The sequence below is a fragment of the Sphingobium sp. genome, assembly GCF_033795625.1.
Classification (GTDB): Bacteria; Pseudomonadota; Alphaproteobacteria; order Sphingomonadales; family Sphingomonadaceae; genus Sphingobium.
This window is the reverse complement of record NZ_JARYGI010000056.1, coordinates 1-14741: the sequence shown is the minus strand read 5'-3', so window position 1 is coordinate 14741 and position 14741 is coordinate 1. Positions and strand designations below refer to the sequence as shown.

Below are 14741 nucleotides of genomic sequence, written 5' to 3'. Positions count from 1 at the left end.
GCTTGATCATCTCGTCGGTCTCCTGTTGCGAGCTCTAATCGCTCAGGTGACCGGCGCAAAACCGTTACAAGTCCACACCGGCATCCCGCCGATGCCGGGACGCGATCCCGACCTCATTCCGGGCCTCCCGGAAAAGAACCTGGGGCTGGACCTATGAACCGTGACGATCTTCCGATCAATATCTTCAACTGCGACATTCATGACGATGAGGATCTCGATACCCTCGAACACCTCATCAGGCAGGCGCGCGAGGGGCATATTCGCCTCGTCGTAGTCGACGAGGACATCGGCCTTGCGCATCGCTACGCCGACCCCGAGCGTGACCAGCACATCGATGCCGATCGCGGCAACTGGGACGTCTTCGCCGACAATTTCCTGCCCGACCATCACGTAGCCTTCAGTCGCGATGTGATCGGCGACTTCGTACCCGAGCCGGCGCGATCCGACGCGGTGGCGATCCTTGCAGCGATCATGGTGGCCGCATCGGGCGAACCGGGCGGGGACCTGTCCACCATAGCCGCCATGGCGCGCCAGGCCGACGTCGGTGCGATCCGCGCCATCCTCGAAGACCGGGGCGCAGTGCGCGATCAGCATGCCATGGTGGTGCAGGCCGTGCTGAACGGGGTCACACGCCGTTTCGTGAAGCGCGATCCCGATATGCCGCGCGTGTCGCTTGAGCGCTGGGCCGACGCCGATCCCGGCCCGATCCTGTTCATCACCGCCCATGCCCCCATCGACGAAGCATGCCCCTCGGTGCGTGCCATGATCAGCTCGGGGATGATGTGATGCCCAGGCCCGCTGCGACCCCCGGCGATTGCCCCGCCGCCGATTACTGGTTGGAAAGGATCATCTGATGTCCCTGATACTTATTGCCGCCGCCGCCGCGCTGGCGGGCTGCACCGTGACGGATGGCGACACGATCAGGTGCAATGGCGAGCGCATCCGCCTGCTGGGCGTTGATGCTCCCGACGATCCCGGAAACAGCCGGTGCAGGCCGGTGCCCAAGCCCGGCGCGATCTGCGACCGGCAGCGGGCTGCCGCGAGCAAGGCTTCGCTGCAACGGATCATGGCAGGACCTCTAGCCATCGAGCGCGTGGGCACAGATCGTTACGGGCGCACGCTGGCGATCGTCTACGCGCAGGGCCGAAGCCTTTCGTGCCACCAGATCGCGGGCGGGCAAGTCACCTATGTGGCCCGCTGGGACCAGAGCGCACGGGTGGCGCGTGAGTGCCCGCGCGCGGCGGCGGGGGCGGCGCGATGACCGGCGGCGGCGCGCAGATCACGGCGCTGCCGCGCTTTTCCGCCCCTGTTCCCATTACCGATCGTGACAGGAGGATGCCATGCGCGAGCACATAACCCCCACGCCCCGCACCCCTCGCGAAATCGTCTTCGAACATGCGCTCATCCTGCGTCGCCTCTCCGGGCAGACGCGCAGCGTGCTGCTCGAGCCGGAGACGATACCCATGCCCGCCAGCCTGCGACGCTCGCTCACGGCCAGCGCGAGGGCATTCGAAGAGTGTGCCGATGACCTCGAGGCGCTCGCCGCCACCGCCGCCCATACCCTCGTTCGCGTGCCGACCTGGCGCGATGGCGCGAAGGTCGCGCTCGGTTTCCTCGTGCCCTGCGCCGCCTTTCTCGCAATCCTGGCGCTTGTGGTGTCCAGCGTGCCGCAAGGCCCGACTGATCCCAAAGAGATCCAGCGCTACCTCGACGATGCAAAATGGATGCAGATGTACGAGGACCGCCTGGAAGCCACTTCGCGGGGCGAACATGGGCCTCGATGACCGCGACTACATGCGCGCTCGCTACCGTGAGCGGCGTGGGCTCGGCGCGACGCGCTGGAACGATCGCAAATCCCGCGTCGAGCACGATGGCGCATGGTTTGCCGCGAAGAACCGGGGCTTCGAGTACCAGAAGAACCGTTGGCGACCCAGGAAGCCTGATCGCTGGGGCAGGATCGGTTGGGCGCTGGCGGGTCTCGCGGTGCTTGTCGGGATCGCGATCCCGGCCTGGCGCGACATCAAGCTGGCGGGATGGCTCCCCGATACCGAAACGGAAATCCCCTTCCCCGCCTCGGGCAGCGTCACCGTCAACCGCAGCGTCGATCCCAAATCGGCCATCTCGCACCTTCGCATCATCGCCGCGCGCGGCAATGCCCTCGTCCAGCTCTACGATCCCGGCACCGCCGCGCATGTGATCTCGGTCTACGCGCGCCGTAATGCCGACGTCGCCGTGCCCGTCCCTCCCGGCACGTACCGGGTCAGGATCGTCGAGGGCGACAAATGGCATGGCGGCCAGCGCTACTTCGGCATCTCGACGGTCTCGCAGACCGTCAGCGCGCCCGTGCGCATCGATCCGCACTGGACCCGCGTGATCGACCTTCACCGCAGCCGCTGGGGTAATCTTCGCGGCAGCGCGGATATCCGCTCACCCAAACCGCTCGATTGAACAGGAAGACCGCACGACGATGATCCTCAAGCCCTCCACCAAGTCCGATGAACTCGCGCAAATGACCGAATTCCTCGATGATCCCGGCTTTGCCCTTTTGCCCGCGTCCGTGCGCAAGGCAGCGAATGCGCGGCGGCGGGGCATCGATGGCGAGAAATACACCGCGCACATCCTCGACCGCAAATTCCATATGCTACCCGACCATGCGCTGATCCATGACCTGCGTATCCCCGACGGTATCGGCGGCTACGCGCAGTTCGACCACATCGTGCTCTCGCGCCTGTCGCGCACCGCCGCGATCTTCGAGGTGAAGAATTACGGCGGTCGCCTCTCACGCAATGCCCATGACGAATGGATGGTGTGGTACGAGGGGCGCAGGCGGCCTGTGTCTATCGCGAATCCCCAGGCCCAGGTCCGCCGACAGCGCGAGGTCCTGCGCGAGTGGCTGTGCGCCAACCAGCATGACAAGGCATTCGAGCAGATCGGCGTCTTCGTCATCATGCCGCCGGGATGCGACATCGATCGCAAGGCGGTGACCTCGGACTTCAGCGTCTACAAGGCGGACAACGTCATCGCCGAATGGAACCAGTTCGGCGGTATATCCCCGCTCGGCAAGCTGTTCTCCACCGGGGTTTCGCACGGATCGCTGCGTGCGATCGGCGCCCAGCTCGCAAGTGCGCACGTTCCTGACGGCAAGACCCTCCATGAGCGGCTGCGGATCGCGCCGCCCGCTCCGCAGGACGCGCCGGAAGAGAATACCGCCGATGCGGCGGCAGTTGGCCCGGAAGTGGTGGTACTGCCCAAGGCGGCTCCCGCGCCGCAACCTGTTGGCGGCCCGGAACCTGTCGTGATCGCCGCGGCGCCCGACCTCGATCCATCAGCTACCGTGATCGAGACGCCTGCCGCTGAAGTTGCCACCCCACCCACGCGCCGCCGCAAGGTAAGCGAGCCGGAGGAACTCGTACCCGGAATCACGGAGAAAATCCTGCGCGATGGCCGCGTTGCCTTCCTTGCCGATCCCGGCAACGATGAAGCCGCGGCACGGCTTGCCGCCGCCTGCGAGGGGCATGCGAAATGGAACCGCCAATACCGCAACTGGCTCTGCGAAGCCGATGCGGCCGAACGGGTGCGCGCCGGCCTCCTCATCGATCCGTCAGCCGGAACCGAGGACATGGCTTCAGGCCTTCAGCCGGCCAGCCATCTCCCAGCCAATCTTCACGTTGAACAGGGGTAATCTTCAATGCGACACATACTCACCACTGCCCATATTCTAGGGATCACCGCACTCGCGATCTCGACACCTGCCACTGCCCAAAAAATGGGTAAGGGCGGCATCGGCATCGACGAAACCTCCGAGGTTCCGCGCTGCGATGTGCCGCTGGGCACCATCGCGCTCGTCGAGGACCGCACCGCCGCGCCAAGCGAGGACGACATCCCCGCTGGGCTTCGCGCCATGATCCGCATGGCCGAGGCGCAGAACGGCGGGGGATCGCAGAAGATCGATCCGCTGCCGCTGCTCAAGCTGCTGACCTCGCAGTCCAACTGCTTCCAGGTGCTCGATCGCGGCGAAGGCTTCGATGCCCTCCAGCGCGAGCGGGCGCTTGCCGCGGGCGGCACCGTGGCGAACGGCAATACCCAGGCGACGTTGCTGGCGGCCGATTACCTGCTGACCGCGCGCGTGCTTTATTCCGATGGCGATGCCGGTGGCAGCGGCGGCGGTCTCGGCACCATGTTCCCCGGCGCGATCGGCTTCAAGTCGAAGAAGCTGGAGAGCCAGACGATGCTCACCCTCGTCGAGGTGAAGACCGGCCTGCAGAAGGCCGTCGCCACCGGGACCGCTCGCAAGAAGGATATCTCCATCATCGGCGGGGCGCTGACCGGCTCGGGGATCGGCGCGCTGGGCGGGGGGTACACCAGCACCGATATCGGCAAGATCACTTCGTTTGCCCTCCTCGATGCCTTCCGCAAGCTCACCCGGGACGCACAGGGGCGGATGGCGCCTTCTGTTCCGGCGGCAGCGGCTCCGGCTCCTCTTGCTCCTCCGGCGGCCTCCTCCGGTACGGCACCGGCGACAGGAGCATCGACGCAGTAGGAGGCGAGAGGGATGGAAGGGAGAGCATGGCGGGAGAATGAGCCCCCTGCCCTTCCTTCCCCCAGCATGGAGCCATGGGTCATGAACGCGCAGACGGATCTGTTCGGCGAGGAGCCGCAAGACGCCGCGATCGAAGATGCCATCGAGGGCGCCGGCATCACGCTGGGAGAACCGCTGGCGATGCCCTGCGGCTATCTCGATCGCACCAACACCCGGTGTAAACGGCTTGCATGGCGGCCCGTCATGATGAACGGGAAGCAGATGCATAGCCACGGCCGACCCATGCTCCACTGCGAGATGGCGTGCTTCACTGCTTTCCATGGCAAGCCGGGCGATCCATTGGAGAACCGAGGCGATGAGTGAAACCATAGGACTGACCGGCACGATCGAGACCTCGCCGCGCGGTCCCATGCTGAAGGACACGGACGGCATGTGGTGGCGGTTGATCGGCCAGATCGATACGACCGCCACCGAGGATGACCTGGTGCGCGTCGTCGGTCGCAAGCGCGGTGCTGCCGCCATCGAGATCGACTACCTCGGGCCCGTGGCAAGCTGATGCACGGTCCCCGCCGCTTTCCCAGGTGCCCGTGCTGCGGTGCTCCGGTCTGCGAATGGCGGCGCGGCTCCTCGATCGAGGGGTGCCGGCAGTGTCGCCGCCCCATGGTGCTCATGCGCTATCCGCTGCCCTGGAAGAGCCCCTTGCGCCTTCTCGGTCTGTTCGATCTGGCCTTCAGCCTTCAGGCCTACGCGACCATCGCAATCGGCGCATTGTTCGCCTTGGGCACGCTGTCCCTTCCCGGCCTGGTCAAGGCCATCGCCATCCTGCTCTACGTGATGGGCTCGATCCTGCTCGCTGACGGCGTGCTGGGCCTCGTTTCCGGGATCGACCGGACGTGGGGCCGTCTTCACCACGGCGGGCGCGCCATGGCCTTTGCCTCGGGCAAGCTGGTGGCCGGATCGCTCGCGCTCATGCTCACCATCATCGGCCTGCTCATATGACCCGTTCGGCCGACCTTCTCGACAGCGATCTTGTCGCAGGGCTGGCCGAGGCGATTGGCGAGGCAAGCCCCTCCCCGCATGAGGATCTCGAACGACGCCAGCTCGTGACCACGTTGCTGCGGACCTTATCCCCGCGCCTAGAGCGTTTAATCCGTCTCTATTACGGGATAGGTGTCCCGCAAGCCGGTGCTGGCGAAATCGCCGAGAGCTTCGGCATCACCCGCGCGCGCATCGATATGCTGCGCAAGGAAGCGCTGCGCAGAATGCGGATAGCGGCAAGGCACATCGATGCTGCCGAACCTGAGCTGATCGCCGACCCAGCCTATCCGCTGCCGCGAGGCTGGACCATGCCGGATATAGTGAACCAGAATGCCCGGTTCGTCATGAGGCTCAATGAGGCTCGCGGCGTGCCAGTGGTGCCGGGCCAGGAACGCCCGGTCGTTAATAAGCGGAAGCCGCGTGTGCGTAAGCCCCCTGCGCCGGTTCGGACGTGGACGCCCTCCCCGACCCGGCAAACACACGATCACGCTATCGTTCATCGATCTGCGCTGGTCGACGGGCTTATCGGCGCGGGGAAGGTTTTCGTCCTGCCTGCCGGCGCTGGGGCTATCATCGCTAGCGCTGAATATGGCGGAATCGTTGGGCTGCTTGCTGGTGTGATTGCCTTGCCCGTCATGGCGTTTGCCTATGAACGTTGGGCGGACGGGCGATAAGCAGTATAAGCTCAAGCGTCGCGGAAAAGTTGTGACCGATCATAACCCTTCCGTGCTCATGATATGAGCCCTGCCTTGAGATCAACCAAGGGTTTACATTTAACGGATCAGCTCCCCTCGTGCGATTTTTTCCATCAGCGCTTGCAAGGCCATTTCAATCACCTCAGCGATTGCTCCACATTCGAGTTGATCCGCGAGTTCATAAATCTGATTGTTTGTATCGCGGCGCAATTTGACGGTGAAAGGCACATCCCGACCCGTCGTGCGCTTTCGGCCGCGGCGCTTTACTTCACTGCCCCCACCCTGCTCTGCGCTTACGTGCGGAGATGCTGGCTTAGTCTTGGCGATCGCATGGCGCCCAGTAAATCCCGCGTTATCGGAGGCTTCCTTGATCTGAGCCTTGGACTCTGCGTCGATCTTGACGGGCTGAGGCTTGAATTCGTCAAGGTCCAGGCTGATCTTTCCCGAAGTCATTTGCGCGCTTCCCTCAATACCTCAATGATTTCCTGAACAAACGCAGCAGCATTGACACGAGCCTTATTTAACCCCGGGACCTGGGATTCTGAAAGGTCTGCAAGCGTGGCGCCAAAATTGACAACTCCTTTGAATGCCTCCCGCTCGACAATCCGGGTGTTGAGAAACGATATTCCCGCTTCCTCAAATTGCGCACCCATATCTCGGCCGCTGCGTGTCTGATATGCTGCTGGTGCCCTACTCCATAGCACTCTAGCTGGAATGTTCTTGTTCGTAGTTTTCGACTGCCTCAGAATGAATTTCAGCGTTTTAGCTGCTTCGTTCGCATCCAATTTGGATGCCTGTAGCGGTATCAAAATAAGGTCGCTGCTACTGATGGCGTATCCACTTGAAAGATTCGCAGAACCTTCAAGATCGACTATGACAAAACTAACCTTTGCGGACTGCTCCTCGATCGTCTCAATGATGTTTTCCTCGGTCACGTTCCCGACTACCGAGAGATTAGACGGGAGGTTCGCTTCCTCGGCCCATCGGACCAAGGGTTGATTTGGATCGGCATCGATCAGGCAAACATTTGCGCCTTGCTCGGCTAACCCAGTTCCCAAGAGAAGCGTAGCCGTGGTTTTTCCAGCGCCGCCTTTGGTCGTCATAATTGAAATGACCGGCATACATAGCACCTACATTTTGCTTGGATATCGATGCGTATTGCACTGACGATCCAGTTCCATATCATGCGTATACCGAGCGGCGGCCCAATGTCAATAGAATGGCATCAACGGTCAATGCGATGATATGGGTTTCCCAAAGGTATACCTTAATAAAATGTAATGCATTAGTATGCCTATGAGTACCAAAAACCCTACGAAAACGAGTGGTAGTATTGGGGTAGTGGCATAATAGGAAATGCCGTTAATAATTAAATTGTCATAGTATATATGAAATGCCCAGACAATCGGAGGCGGGCAGGGGAGGGGGGATGGCGACGAAGTGGATTGAAGCTATGTGTTGTGCTGGGCCTACCGGATCTTCGGCAGTGGCTACCTCCCAGGATTATCATGGAATGGACTCTACGGTGCACTCTAGGCAGACTCTAAGTTGCGTAGTAAATCACAACGTGATTGGAAGGCAGGATCAGCGTGGAGTCCCCTATTCCGTAACGATCGCCCCGGAGACCACGCTTCAGGACCTTGTCCGGCTCATGACCACGCGTCAGATAAGCGGGTCCCGGTCGTCGCCGCGGAGGAGCTCTACCGGGCCACGCAGCCTTCCTGAAGGCTTTGCAGCCCTGTGGCGACGTGTCACGCTGATGACGCCAGGTCCGGCGCGAACTTCCGGTCGCGGTGTTCTGCGCCGATGAGTATATGCTGCCCATGATCTTGCGCGCGTCATCGCTATTTACCGCCGTCCTGCTGCTATCGACTGTAGCTGCCGCACCCGGAAACGCGCCTCCGCCGCCCGCGGCGAGGGCTGATGAAACGACGCGGGAGATGCGGGGCCTCTCGTTTGCGCAGACCCATTGTGCCGGGTGCCATGCTGTCGAGACGGGGACGTCGCCGAACCCGGAGGCGCCACCGTTTGAAGCGGTCATCAACAAGCCTGGCCTCAACATGGACACGCTCAAGCCGTGGCTGAGCAATTCCCACGACTTCCCCGCAGTAATGGATTTTAACATAGATTCGGAGCAGGTAGACGATCTTGCGGCCTACATGCTGACCCTGAAGAGCGTGAGCTACAGACCGGACATATGATCCAGGGCCCTCGCGACCCTTTTATTTCTGCCGTGTCTTGGGGAATGCGGCGATGAAGTTGTCGATGGCCTCGGTTGCCGGCTTTGCCTGCGTGGCGGGATAGGCGGCGGTAAGGCGACCGGCCCATTCGCCAAGTTCGACAGTTGTGAGACTGAACTCCCATGGCATGCCCTTGCGCTCGCCGCGGAAGGTTCCGCGAAATGCCGCTTTGCCCACTCGCGGGTTCTTCACCGGACCTTCGGATTCAAGCTCGATCGCGGAAAAGAAGCGCTGTGCCTGCGGCTTTATGGCGGCGTAATGCTCATGCGCGCTCATTTCGCCAATGTGGACGACGGCGAGATAGGCAACAACCGGCTCACCTCGGCTTGAGGATTGGTCATAGCGGATTGCGATATACTCGCCGGTGGGGTCGCGAGACCATTCGTCGGTTCGGATGAAATCACCAACATGGCTTGGGAATGTGTAACCGCTGCCTTCGTGGATCAGCGTGTCGCCATCGCCAGCAAGATGAAAGCCGGTAGGGATTTCCTGTGCGTCGGCGGGGATGGGACATGACATGAGCATGAATAATGGAGCGAGAACCTTGCCGAACCGAGACACCATATTACCCTCCATAGGGACGTCGTGGTAGGGGAGGACGCCCAGTTTTACATGACCTGCCGTACCGCTTAATGCGGGCGCGGCAAGGGCGCAAAGCCTCTTGATTAGCGAAAAATGAGGTGTCGCCATGGCTTGGCTGGCGAGATTGTTTCTGATGGTGCCGGCGATCGTGGCTGGTTGGTTCGTGTCGCGCGAAGATCCCAGGTTCTGGGTCGTGGCGGTGGTCGTCGCCCTGGTGTTCCTTGCGCTGTCATGTGTGGCGGCGATCTATTTCCCGAAGCTGTCGATTCTCTCGCGGCGAGGGCCGGGCTCGTGATCATCGCCTTTGCACGCCGATCGCGATGACGGCGGGATCGTCTTCCCAGCCCTCACCGGGAAGGCTGTGGTAGAGGTTCCATAGCCATGCGAAGGCGGCCTGCGGGTTGCGGAAAACGCCGGGGATCGGCCGTGGCCAGCGCCACCACAGTCCGCCCATGAGCGGTGTGATACCTTCTGCGCGAAGCTCAGCCCGCGTGATCTGCCGCAGGTGGCTGGCGCGCGTCCATTCAACATGCAGAAATGTTCGAGCGGCCCAACGCGGCATCCGCATCGCAGGGATCCAGAGGTGGTCGTATCGGGGGCGCGGGCCGCTCTCACTGTTCCCATCGCGATACTGGCGCCATCCGTCAGCGAAAATAACGAATTCGGCCTGCTGGAGCGAAGTCGAATGGATCAGTCCGCCCTTGCGCCGGGCGGGGATGCAAGCCTCCTGGACCCTGATAGGTGTCCCGGGAGCGATCCTGGCCAATGGACTGGACAACGTGACGCGCATTTGAGTGCGGCGACCGGAGACCAGGGCGGAGGCGATACCAGGGTCAGCAAGAGTGAAGATGGGCATGTGCGCAAGAATGCTCCGTTGTCATGTCGGTGATCGCGCCTGCAAGCCTACCTGCAGGGCCTATCGCCAGCACAGGCGAGTAATTTAGGTGCCTAGGTCCGCTCCGCCGGCTGTCGGCTAAACCTCCTTGCGATCATCCGGTTGATGATAGCCGGAAGGTGGGCAGGCGGCCATAGGATGAGATCGGCTGCTCCCCTGGGATTCCTGATGATGCCCGCGCGCAGCACTGGGGAACCATGGAAATTTTTTCAGCTATCCTTATATGTACCGTTGATCGCCCGGTTTCACGTACAAGCGGCCTGCTGAAAGAGAATGCATGAGCGCTGCTGCTCACTACAATCACAATGCGGCTACTGCCCGCCTCGCAGCCGAAAACGAGACCCTTCCGCAACGCCGCCGGCAGCATGAGCGTTCAGCCGAACGCTGGGAGGAGATGGCGCGTGCGGCCGAAGAGACAGAACGCCGTGCCGCTGCCAATGAAGCGGACAAGCGGGCGAGGGCGGCTGAGTAGGCGCCAGGATCAACCACCTGCAAATATTGGTGCTCGGAGCTTTTCTCCTTGCTTTGGATTTACGCAGCGTCGAGTGCGACGGGTCTGTTGCCGGACCGGAACGTGGAGTGATGTCTGAATATGCCTGAAGTCGAAGCCAAGCAAGCCGGCGTTGCCGCGCTGACCGTCGAACTGCTGAGCGCATACCTTGCGAACAATTCTGTTCCCTCCGAAGAACTCGCAAACCTCATCCTTTCTACCCGCTCGGCACTGACCGAAGAACTGGCGCCGGCGGCTGTCGAGAATCCCGCGACGACGTTCACGCCCGCTGTGTCCGCCCGCAAGAGCATCGCCTCACCCGATCATATTCTCAGCCTCATCGACGGAAAGCCTTATCAAACCCTCAAGCGGCATCTCGCGCGCCACGGGCTCACGCCGGATAGTTATCGAGAGCGGTTCAACCTTCCCAGCAGCTATCCGATGGTGGCACCGAGCTTCGCGGCGAAACGTCGGGCTATTGCCGAGAAGATCGGCCTGGGCCGGAAGAAGAAAGACGAGGTGCCTTCTGAAGAGAGCAAACCGCTGACAGCCGGTGATGTGCCGATGAGCGGCGCGGACGAAATCGCCTCTGAAGCTCTCGCGAAAGCGGTAACGGCATTTGTGCCTGCCTCCAATGCGAGCAAAAGGGGCCGTGCTGCGAAGCCTCCAAAGGCTGACGCTGCAGAAGTGGAGGGTGCTGCCGCAAAGCGTCCCGTGGAAAGCGAGGGCGTTGTCCCGGCTGATGCTGAGCAGGACCAAGCGCGACCTGAAGAGGCCTCATCGAGCGAAACGGCCGCCAAGCGCCCGTCGGAATCCGCTCCGGCAAAGGCTCCCAAAGCGGCCCGTGCGAAAAAGGTGCAAGGCTCGACAGCAGAGTCCACGCCACTCCCCGCCGAGACCCCCAACGCGGCGGCAGAAGAGGTGGCGCCTGCTGAGGTGAAGCCCGATCGCAAGGCGCGCGTTCGTCGCGGGAAGCTGGGCCTGTTCGGCAACGTTGCAACTGAGGCCACTTCTGTGCCTTCACCGTCCGAGACGGCCGATGCTGGCGTTTCGGGCGAGGCAGCAGCGCCGGCTTCCATCAAGCAGTCCAAGCCCAAGTCCAGGCGAATGGCGAGGGCCGCAAAGTCTTCGTGAGGCCGAACCGGATTGGGCGGGCGGTGAAAACAGGCTGGCGCGGTAATTTCCGCGTCTCGGAAGAGGCATGACGACGGCAGGCATAATCGACGTTCGCATGAAATGAAGGAGGACCATTTATGAACAACAATGATCTCGCCGATGTGATCGCTCAAGCTGAAGGCGTCACCAAGACCGATGCCCGCAAGCTGGTCGACGCGGTGTTCGCCGCGATCAGCGAAGCCGCCGCCAAGGGAGAAGAAATCTCGCTTAACGGCTTCGGAAAGTTCAAGGTGAAGGACAGTCCCGAGCGCGAAGGCCGCAACCCGGCCACGGGTGAAGCGATGACTTTCAAGGCTTCGAGGAAGCTGACCTTTGCACCGGCAAAGGCCGTGAAGGACAAGTTGAACGGCTGAGGGAAGGAGAGGGCGCTGTTGGACGACGGTGCCCTCTCAGTCGTATAACACCTGCCAACGTACCGAGAGGCACGCTGCCTTGATGGGTGTTCGCCGGTGCAAGCGCGAACGGTTGATCAGCGGCGGGTCGCCGCCGCCCGTTGGCTCATGCCATCCGCGCAAGCCAAACGGACCTGAAGATAAAGTTCCACGCTGTAGATCCCAACACCTCCCTGACTTGGCAGAAAGGCTTCAAGGTGGACGACTTTTACGCCGCCCGTAGCGGGACTATCTCGCCGCTAGCGTGGCCGAATATTGCTCCGCCGTTCTCAGACCCCAGGATACGATGAGCGAGGAAGAGTTAGCGGCCGAGCTGGCGACGCTGCACCGCGAACGGGGCATTCGCGTCGAGAATGGCGAGCGCCAAGGGGTTTCCGGACAGTTGGATAATATTGAGCGGGTGGCCGAGATCGCGCCGAAACCGCAGCGCTCAAACCGTTTTCCAACACGCTAGTTGTTGGCGCTCCGGGCCTCTCGCTTAGATAGACGGCGGCCGTGTATGTGCAGGGGCCGCGCAATGTCATTGGTCCAGGCAAGAGATGGAAGGCGGCACCCTATCTGCATCAGTTGTCGGCCGCACATCGTCAATGCGGTTCGTAACTCGGCCGCTAAATCGTCTTCTATCGTCAGCCCGAGCATCGAATACTTCGGCGTCATCGTCTCACGCTGGGCATAGGCAACCCACGCCAGAACACGCAGTTCGTCGGATGAAAGCCAGGCGCTGCCCGGTTGACGTATATCTATCCTTGCGCGGGCCAGCAGCGCGCAGAGACGAGCAATGTCGGCTTGGCACATGTCGTCACCGCCGACGGCGGCGATCTCGGCCATCGCCTCGGCGTGGGCGATGATATCGCCCAAACAGCCACGAATGACCCGTATCACCCTCTGCTCACGCTGCGATCGTCGGCGCAGGACGAATGAGGCGAAGCCCGTCATCGCAGATTGAATTCCACCGGGATGGTCAGTTCGACGACATCGGGCCTGTCCTTGGGAATGGCGGGTAAGGGCTGGGCACGCTGCAGCGTGTCGAGTGCGGCCTGATCGAGGTCGAAAGAGCCGGATTTCTTAACGATCGCCGACGACAGGACGATGCCGGCCCGGTTCATCGTGAAACGGACATAGGCAGTGCCTTGCTGACGGGCCGCGCGGGCGCGGGCCGGATAGCGACGGAAGCGCTCAAGGTGGGCGAGGATCAACCCTTCCCAATTTGGTCGGGCATCGTTGGATAGCCGGCTCGCCGTCGGCGCGGCGATGCTCTTGGGCGCGGTGGTCTCCGGTACGGGCGGGCCGGGATCGACAACCTCGACCGGATCGACCTTTTTCTGCGCTGCCTGACTGGCACTCGGGAGCTGGATCATCGGCACCGGAACCACTACGTCCGGTTCTGGCTCGGGCCTAGCCTCCTGCTTCTCGAACTGTTCGGGACCGGGGGCGACCTGCTTCACGGGCTCGGGCGGAGCGGCGAGCGGTGCAAGGTCTACCACCGTTAGCGGCTGCGATGTGGAACGGACCGGCTGATAGACGACCTTCCACGTGAACAGGGCGGCGGCCAGCACCAGCCCGGCAATCGACGCGGACCCCGCAAATCCGAACAGGCGGGTAGACCAGCTCGTTGGTTGATCGCAGTAACGACTGTAGCCGCGCGTGGTCTCGGCGGGGCACGGACCCGGCGCAGGCCGGCTCGTCTCCCAATGCGGGGGACGATCAGCATGATAGGTTCGGAAAACAACATAGCCCGCGAAGAGGCTGGCTTCATCATTCGCAGCGGCGAGCTGCCCCCCGCGATAGCGCCATGGCGTCATCGTGATACTCCTGGTTCGGGCCGCCGAACGATCCAGACCGCCCAGAACAGCATGAATGCAGCCACCGTTATCGACACCAGCAGGCCGGGTCTGATGTGAAGCCAGAACATTCCGAACCCAACAGCCATGCCGACACAGGCCGCAATCTTGGCATGGCGCGGCACCGCCCGCTCCGTTCGCCATGCGCGCAAGCTCGGGCCATAGCGGGGATGGTTCAGCAACCAGGCCTCAAGCCGGGGCGAGGACCGTGCGAAGCAGGGCAGCGCCAGCAGGAGAAAATCGGTAGTTGGCAACAGCGGCACGAAAATGCCGACAAAGCCGATTGCCGCCAAGGCCACCCCCAGCACCAGCCATCCGGCACGGGCTGCACGCCCGAGCCGGACGAGATCATTGCTCGATGCCTCAACCAAGACGGGCATCGACATGGGCCTGGACCCGCGCAAAGGCTTCCAGCGCGCCCTCCTTGGCGCGCTTTTCCTCATCATCGGTCAAATCGACCGCATCGAGCGCGGCAACAAATGCACGCCAGTGCGGTGCAGGGCCTTCCTCTGCCGGAGCAAGGTGGCGCGCACCGACATCATCGGTCAGCCCAAGCTTTTGCGCATCCTTGCGTAGGAGCGCGGCGCCCATGTTGGATCCTTCCGTTACATAGAGCCAGCCAAGGGCGGTGCCCATGTCCAGCGGCTCACCCGCGACGAATGCAGGCAATCCGCCCTCCGGCGCGGTCACGCCGAGATCCTGCATGTCAGCGATAACTAGCGGCAACCGGCATCGCTGCGTCAGATCCGGGAGGGCGGCCTGCAGGCGCTTATCGGGGCTCTGTTGCAAAGATTGGCGGCAGTCAGAGGTAGGCTGTCGCTCTGCGCCGATCAGGCGGCTGCTGCGAAATGG

At 62.3% G+C, this 14741-nt stretch carries 24 protein-coding genes; 16 read left to right on the top strand and 8 right to left on the bottom strand.

Annotated features, from left to right (window positions below):
- Positions 1 to 153: 153 nt before the first annotated feature.
- From QHC67_RS17690 to QHC67_RS17645, 10 genes are all read left to right on the top strand, one after another.
- On the top strand, positions 154 to 786 hold the full coding sequence (locus QHC67_RS17690; RefSeq protein ID WP_319296316.1) for a hypothetical protein: 633 nt from the start codon (positions 154 to 156) through the stop codon (positions 784 to 786).
- A 67-nt stretch (positions 787 to 853) separates the two neighbouring features.
- On the top strand, positions 854 to 1261 hold the full coding sequence (locus tag QHC67_RS17685) for a thermonuclease family protein (RefSeq protein WP_319296314.1): 408 nt from the start codon (positions 854 to 856) through the stop codon (positions 1259 to 1261).
- Between the two features lie 79 nt (positions 1262 to 1340).
- Entirely contained in the window at positions 1341 to 1784 is a 444-nt protein-coding gene (locus QHC67_RS17680; protein WP_319296312.1) for a hypothetical protein, read from the top strand.
- Positions 1771 to 2448, top strand: a complete 678-nt coding sequence (locus QHC67_RS17675) for a hypothetical protein (RefSeq protein WP_319296310.1) — start codon at positions 1771 to 1773, stop codon at positions 2446 to 2448. Before QHC67_RS17680 ends, QHC67_RS17675 begins: the two co-directional genes overlap by 14 nt.
- 19 nt (positions 2449 to 2467) lie before the next feature.
- A complete protein-coding gene (locus QHC67_RS17670; protein ID WP_319296308.1) occupies positions 2468 to 3682 on the top strand; it encodes a nuclease-related domain-containing protein in 1215 nt (404 codons plus the stop codon).
- 6 nt (positions 3683 to 3688) lie between these two features.
- A complete protein-coding gene (locus QHC67_RS17665) occupies positions 3689 to 4540 on the top strand; it encodes a CsgG/HfaB family protein (RefSeq protein ID WP_319296306.1) in 852 nt (283 codons plus the stop codon).
- A gap of 81 nt (positions 4541 to 4621) precedes the next feature.
- A complete protein-coding gene (locus QHC67_RS17660; protein ID WP_319296304.1) occupies positions 4622 to 4903 on the top strand; it encodes a hypothetical protein in 282 nt (93 codons plus the stop codon).
- Positions 4896 to 5096, top strand: a complete 201-nt coding sequence (locus QHC67_RS17655; protein ID WP_319296302.1) for a DUF5818 domain-containing protein — start codon at positions 4896 to 4898, stop codon at positions 5094 to 5096. Before QHC67_RS17660 ends, QHC67_RS17655 begins: the two co-directional genes overlap by 8 nt.
- Positions 5097 to 5239: 143 nt before the next feature.
- Complete coding sequence (locus QHC67_RS17650; protein WP_319296301.1) at positions 5240 to 5539, top strand: hypothetical protein; 300 nt, start codon at positions 5240 to 5242, stop codon at positions 5537 to 5539.
- Complete coding sequence (locus QHC67_RS17645) at positions 5536 to 6252, top strand: sigma-70 family RNA polymerase sigma factor (protein ID WP_319296299.1); 717 nt, start codon at positions 5536 to 5538, stop codon at positions 6250 to 6252. The genes QHC67_RS17650 and QHC67_RS17645 overlap by 4 nt, the downstream gene beginning before the upstream one ends.
- 99 nt (positions 6253 to 6351) lie before the next feature.
- Here the strand turns inward: QHC67_RS17645 and QHC67_RS17640 are convergent, their stop codons facing one another.
- Both QHC67_RS17640 and QHC67_RS17635 read right to left on the bottom strand, forming a co-directional pair.
- Positions 6352 to 6726: a hypothetical protein gene (locus tag QHC67_RS17640; RefSeq protein WP_319296297.1), complete on the bottom strand. Its 375-nt coding sequence runs from the start codon at positions 6724 to 6726 to the stop codon at positions 6352 to 6354.
- The gene (locus tag QHC67_RS17635) at positions 6723 to 7394 is read right to left on the bottom strand and encodes a ParA family protein (RefSeq protein ID WP_319296295.1); all 672 of its coding nucleotides are present in this window, start codon (positions 7392 to 7394) and stop codon (positions 6723 to 6725) included. The genes QHC67_RS17640 and QHC67_RS17635 overlap by 4 nt, the downstream gene beginning before the upstream one ends.
- 693 nt (positions 7395 to 8087) lie before the next feature.
- On the opposite strand from QHC67_RS17635, the gene QHC67_RS17630 reads away from it, so the two are divergent.
- Complete coding sequence (locus QHC67_RS17630) at positions 8088 to 8474, top strand: cytochrome c (RefSeq protein ID WP_319296293.1); 387 nt, start codon at positions 8088 to 8090, stop codon at positions 8472 to 8474.
- Between the two features lie 21 nt (positions 8475 to 8495).
- Here QHC67_RS17630 and QHC67_RS17625 read toward each other — a convergent pair whose 3' ends face one another.
- Positions 8496 to 9077, bottom strand: coding sequence for a hypothetical protein (locus tag QHC67_RS17625; RefSeq protein WP_319296291.1), 582 nt, complete (start codon positions 9075 to 9077; stop codon positions 8496 to 8498).
- A 124-nt stretch (positions 9078 to 9201) separates the two neighbouring features.
- Here QHC67_RS17625 and QHC67_RS17620 point away from each other — a divergent pair, with 124 nt between their 5' ends.
- On the top strand, positions 9202 to 9390 hold the full coding sequence (locus QHC67_RS17620; RefSeq protein WP_319296289.1) for a hypothetical protein: 189 nt from the start codon (positions 9202 to 9204) through the stop codon (positions 9388 to 9390).
- On the opposite strand, the gene QHC67_RS17615 is transcribed toward QHC67_RS17620, so the two are convergent.
- Positions 9391 to 9663, bottom strand: a complete 273-nt coding sequence (locus tag QHC67_RS17615; protein ID WP_319296287.1) for a hypothetical protein — start codon at positions 9661 to 9663, stop codon at positions 9391 to 9393. It lies immediately after the preceding gene.
- A 604-nt stretch (positions 9664 to 10267) separates the two neighbouring features.
- Between QHC67_RS17615 and QHC67_RS17610 the strand changes: the two genes are divergently transcribed.
- From QHC67_RS17610 to QHC67_RS17595, 4 genes are all read left to right on the top strand, one after another.
- Entirely contained in the window at positions 10268 to 10462 is a 195-nt protein-coding gene (locus QHC67_RS17610) for a hypothetical protein (protein ID WP_319296285.1), read from the top strand.
- 120 nt (positions 10463 to 10582) lie between these two features.
- The gene (locus QHC67_RS17605; protein WP_319296284.1) at positions 10583 to 11614 is read left to right on the top strand and encodes a MucR family transcriptional regulator; all 1032 of its coding nucleotides are present in this window, start codon (positions 10583 to 10585) and stop codon (positions 11612 to 11614) included.
- A gap of 119 nt (positions 11615 to 11733) precedes the next feature.
- The gene (locus QHC67_RS17600; RefSeq protein WP_319296282.1) at positions 11734 to 12009 is read left to right on the top strand and encodes an HU family DNA-binding protein; all 276 of its coding nucleotides are present in this window, start codon (positions 11734 to 11736) and stop codon (positions 12007 to 12009) included.
- A 325-nt stretch (positions 12010 to 12334) separates the two neighbouring features.
- Entirely contained in the window at positions 12335 to 12502 is a 168-nt protein-coding gene (locus tag QHC67_RS17595; RefSeq protein WP_319296280.1) for a hypothetical protein, read from the top strand.
- Here the strand turns inward: QHC67_RS17595 and QHC67_RS17590 are convergent.
- The 4 genes from QHC67_RS17590 to QHC67_RS17575 form a co-directional block, all read right to left on the bottom strand.
- Positions 12499 to 12984: a hypothetical protein gene (locus QHC67_RS17590; protein ID WP_319296278.1), complete on the bottom strand. Its 486-nt coding sequence runs from the start codon at positions 12982 to 12984 to the stop codon at positions 12499 to 12501. The genes QHC67_RS17595 and QHC67_RS17590 overlap by 4 nt on opposite strands.
- Entirely contained in the window at positions 12981 to 13850 is an 870-nt protein-coding gene (locus QHC67_RS17585; protein WP_319296276.1) for a TonB family protein, read from the bottom strand. The genes QHC67_RS17590 and QHC67_RS17585 overlap by 4 nt, the downstream gene beginning before the upstream one ends.
- The gene (locus tag QHC67_RS17580; RefSeq protein WP_413818569.1) at positions 13847 to 14275 is read right to left on the bottom strand and encodes a YbaN family protein; all 429 of its coding nucleotides are present in this window, start codon (positions 14273 to 14275) and stop codon (positions 13847 to 13849) included. The genes QHC67_RS17585 and QHC67_RS17580 overlap by 4 nt, the downstream gene beginning before the upstream one ends.
- The coding region (locus tag QHC67_RS17575) for a biliverdin-producing heme oxygenase (RefSeq protein ID WP_319296272.1) at positions 14253 to 14741 on the bottom strand (489 nt) is incomplete at its 5' end. The genes QHC67_RS17580 and QHC67_RS17575, both read right to left, overlap by 23 nt.

Excerpts from the sequence above, each read along its gene's own strand:
- QHC67_RS17590 (WP_319296278.1), bottom strand. The coding sequence starts at position 12,984 with ATGACGGGCTTCGCCTCATTCGTCCTGCGCCGACGATCGCAGCGTGAG.
- QHC67_RS17655 (WP_319296302.1), top strand. The coding sequence starts at position 4,896 with ATGAGTGAAACCATAGGACTGACCGGCACGATCGAGACCTCGCCGCGC.
- QHC67_RS17620 (WP_319296289.1), top strand. The coding sequence starts at position 9,202 with ATGGCTTGGCTGGCGAGATTGTTTCTGATGGTGCCGGCGATCGTGGCT.
- QHC67_RS17640 (WP_319296297.1), bottom strand. The coding sequence starts at position 6,726 with ATGACTTCGGGAAAGATCAGCCTGGACCTTGACGAATTCAAGCCTCAG.
- QHC67_RS17670 (WP_319296308.1), top strand. The coding sequence starts at position 2,468 with ATGATCCTCAAGCCCTCCACCAAGTCCGATGAACTCGCGCAAATGACC.
- QHC67_RS17680 (WP_319296312.1), top strand. The coding sequence starts at position 1,341 with ATGCGCGAGCACATAACCCCCACGCCCCGCACCCCTCGCGAAATCGTC.
- QHC67_RS17600 (WP_319296282.1), top strand. The coding sequence starts at position 11,734 with ATGAACAACAATGATCTCGCCGATGTGATCGCTCAAGCTGAAGGCGTC.
- QHC67_RS17665 (WP_319296306.1), top strand. The coding sequence starts at position 3,689 with ATGCGACACATACTCACCACTGCCCATATTCTAGGGATCACCGCACTC.
- QHC67_RS17660 (WP_319296304.1), top strand. The coding sequence starts at position 4,622 with ATGAACGCGCAGACGGATCTGTTCGGCGAGGAGCCGCAAGACGCCGCG.
- QHC67_RS17580 (WP_413818569.1), bottom strand. The coding sequence starts at position 14,275 with ATGTCGATGCCCGTCTTGGTTGAGGCATCGAGCAATGATCTCGTCCGG.
- QHC67_RS17625 (WP_319296291.1), bottom strand. The coding sequence starts at position 9,077 with ATGGTGTCTCGGTTCGGCAAGGTTCTCGCTCCATTATTCATGCTCATG.
- QHC67_RS17690 (WP_319296316.1), top strand. The coding sequence starts at position 154 with ATGAACCGTGACGATCTTCCGATCAATATCTTCAACTGCGACATTCAT.
- QHC67_RS17585 (WP_319296276.1), bottom strand. The coding sequence starts at position 13,850 with ATGACGCCATGGCGCTATCGCGGGGGGCAGCTCGCCGCTGCGAATGAT.
- QHC67_RS17635 (WP_319296295.1), bottom strand. The coding sequence starts at position 7,394 with ATGCCGGTCATTTCAATTATGACGACCAAAGGCGGCGCTGGAAAAACC.
- QHC67_RS17685 (WP_319296314.1), top strand. The coding sequence starts at position 854 with ATGTCCCTGATACTTATTGCCGCCGCCGCCGCGCTGGCGGGCTGCACC.
- QHC67_RS17615 (WP_319296287.1), bottom strand. The coding sequence starts at position 9,663 with ATGCGGATGCCGCGTTGGGCCGCTCGAACATTTCTGCATGTTGAATGG.
- QHC67_RS17595 (WP_319296280.1), top strand. The coding sequence starts at position 12,335 with ATGAGCGAGGAAGAGTTAGCGGCCGAGCTGGCGACGCTGCACCGCGAA.
- QHC67_RS17605 (WP_319296284.1), top strand. The coding sequence starts at position 10,583 with ATGCCTGAAGTCGAAGCCAAGCAAGCCGGCGTTGCCGCGCTGACCGTC.
- QHC67_RS17645 (WP_319296299.1), top strand. The coding sequence starts at position 5,536 with ATGACCCGTTCGGCCGACCTTCTCGACAGCGATCTTGTCGCAGGGCTG.
- QHC67_RS17610 (WP_319296285.1), top strand. The coding sequence starts at position 10,268 with ATGAGCGCTGCTGCTCACTACAATCACAATGCGGCTACTGCCCGCCTC.
- QHC67_RS17630 (WP_319296293.1), top strand. The coding sequence starts at position 8,088 with ATGCTGCCCATGATCTTGCGCGCGTCATCGCTATTTACCGCCGTCCTG.
- QHC67_RS17675 (WP_319296310.1), top strand. The coding sequence starts at position 1,771 with ATGGGCCTCGATGACCGCGACTACATGCGCGCTCGCTACCGTGAGCGG.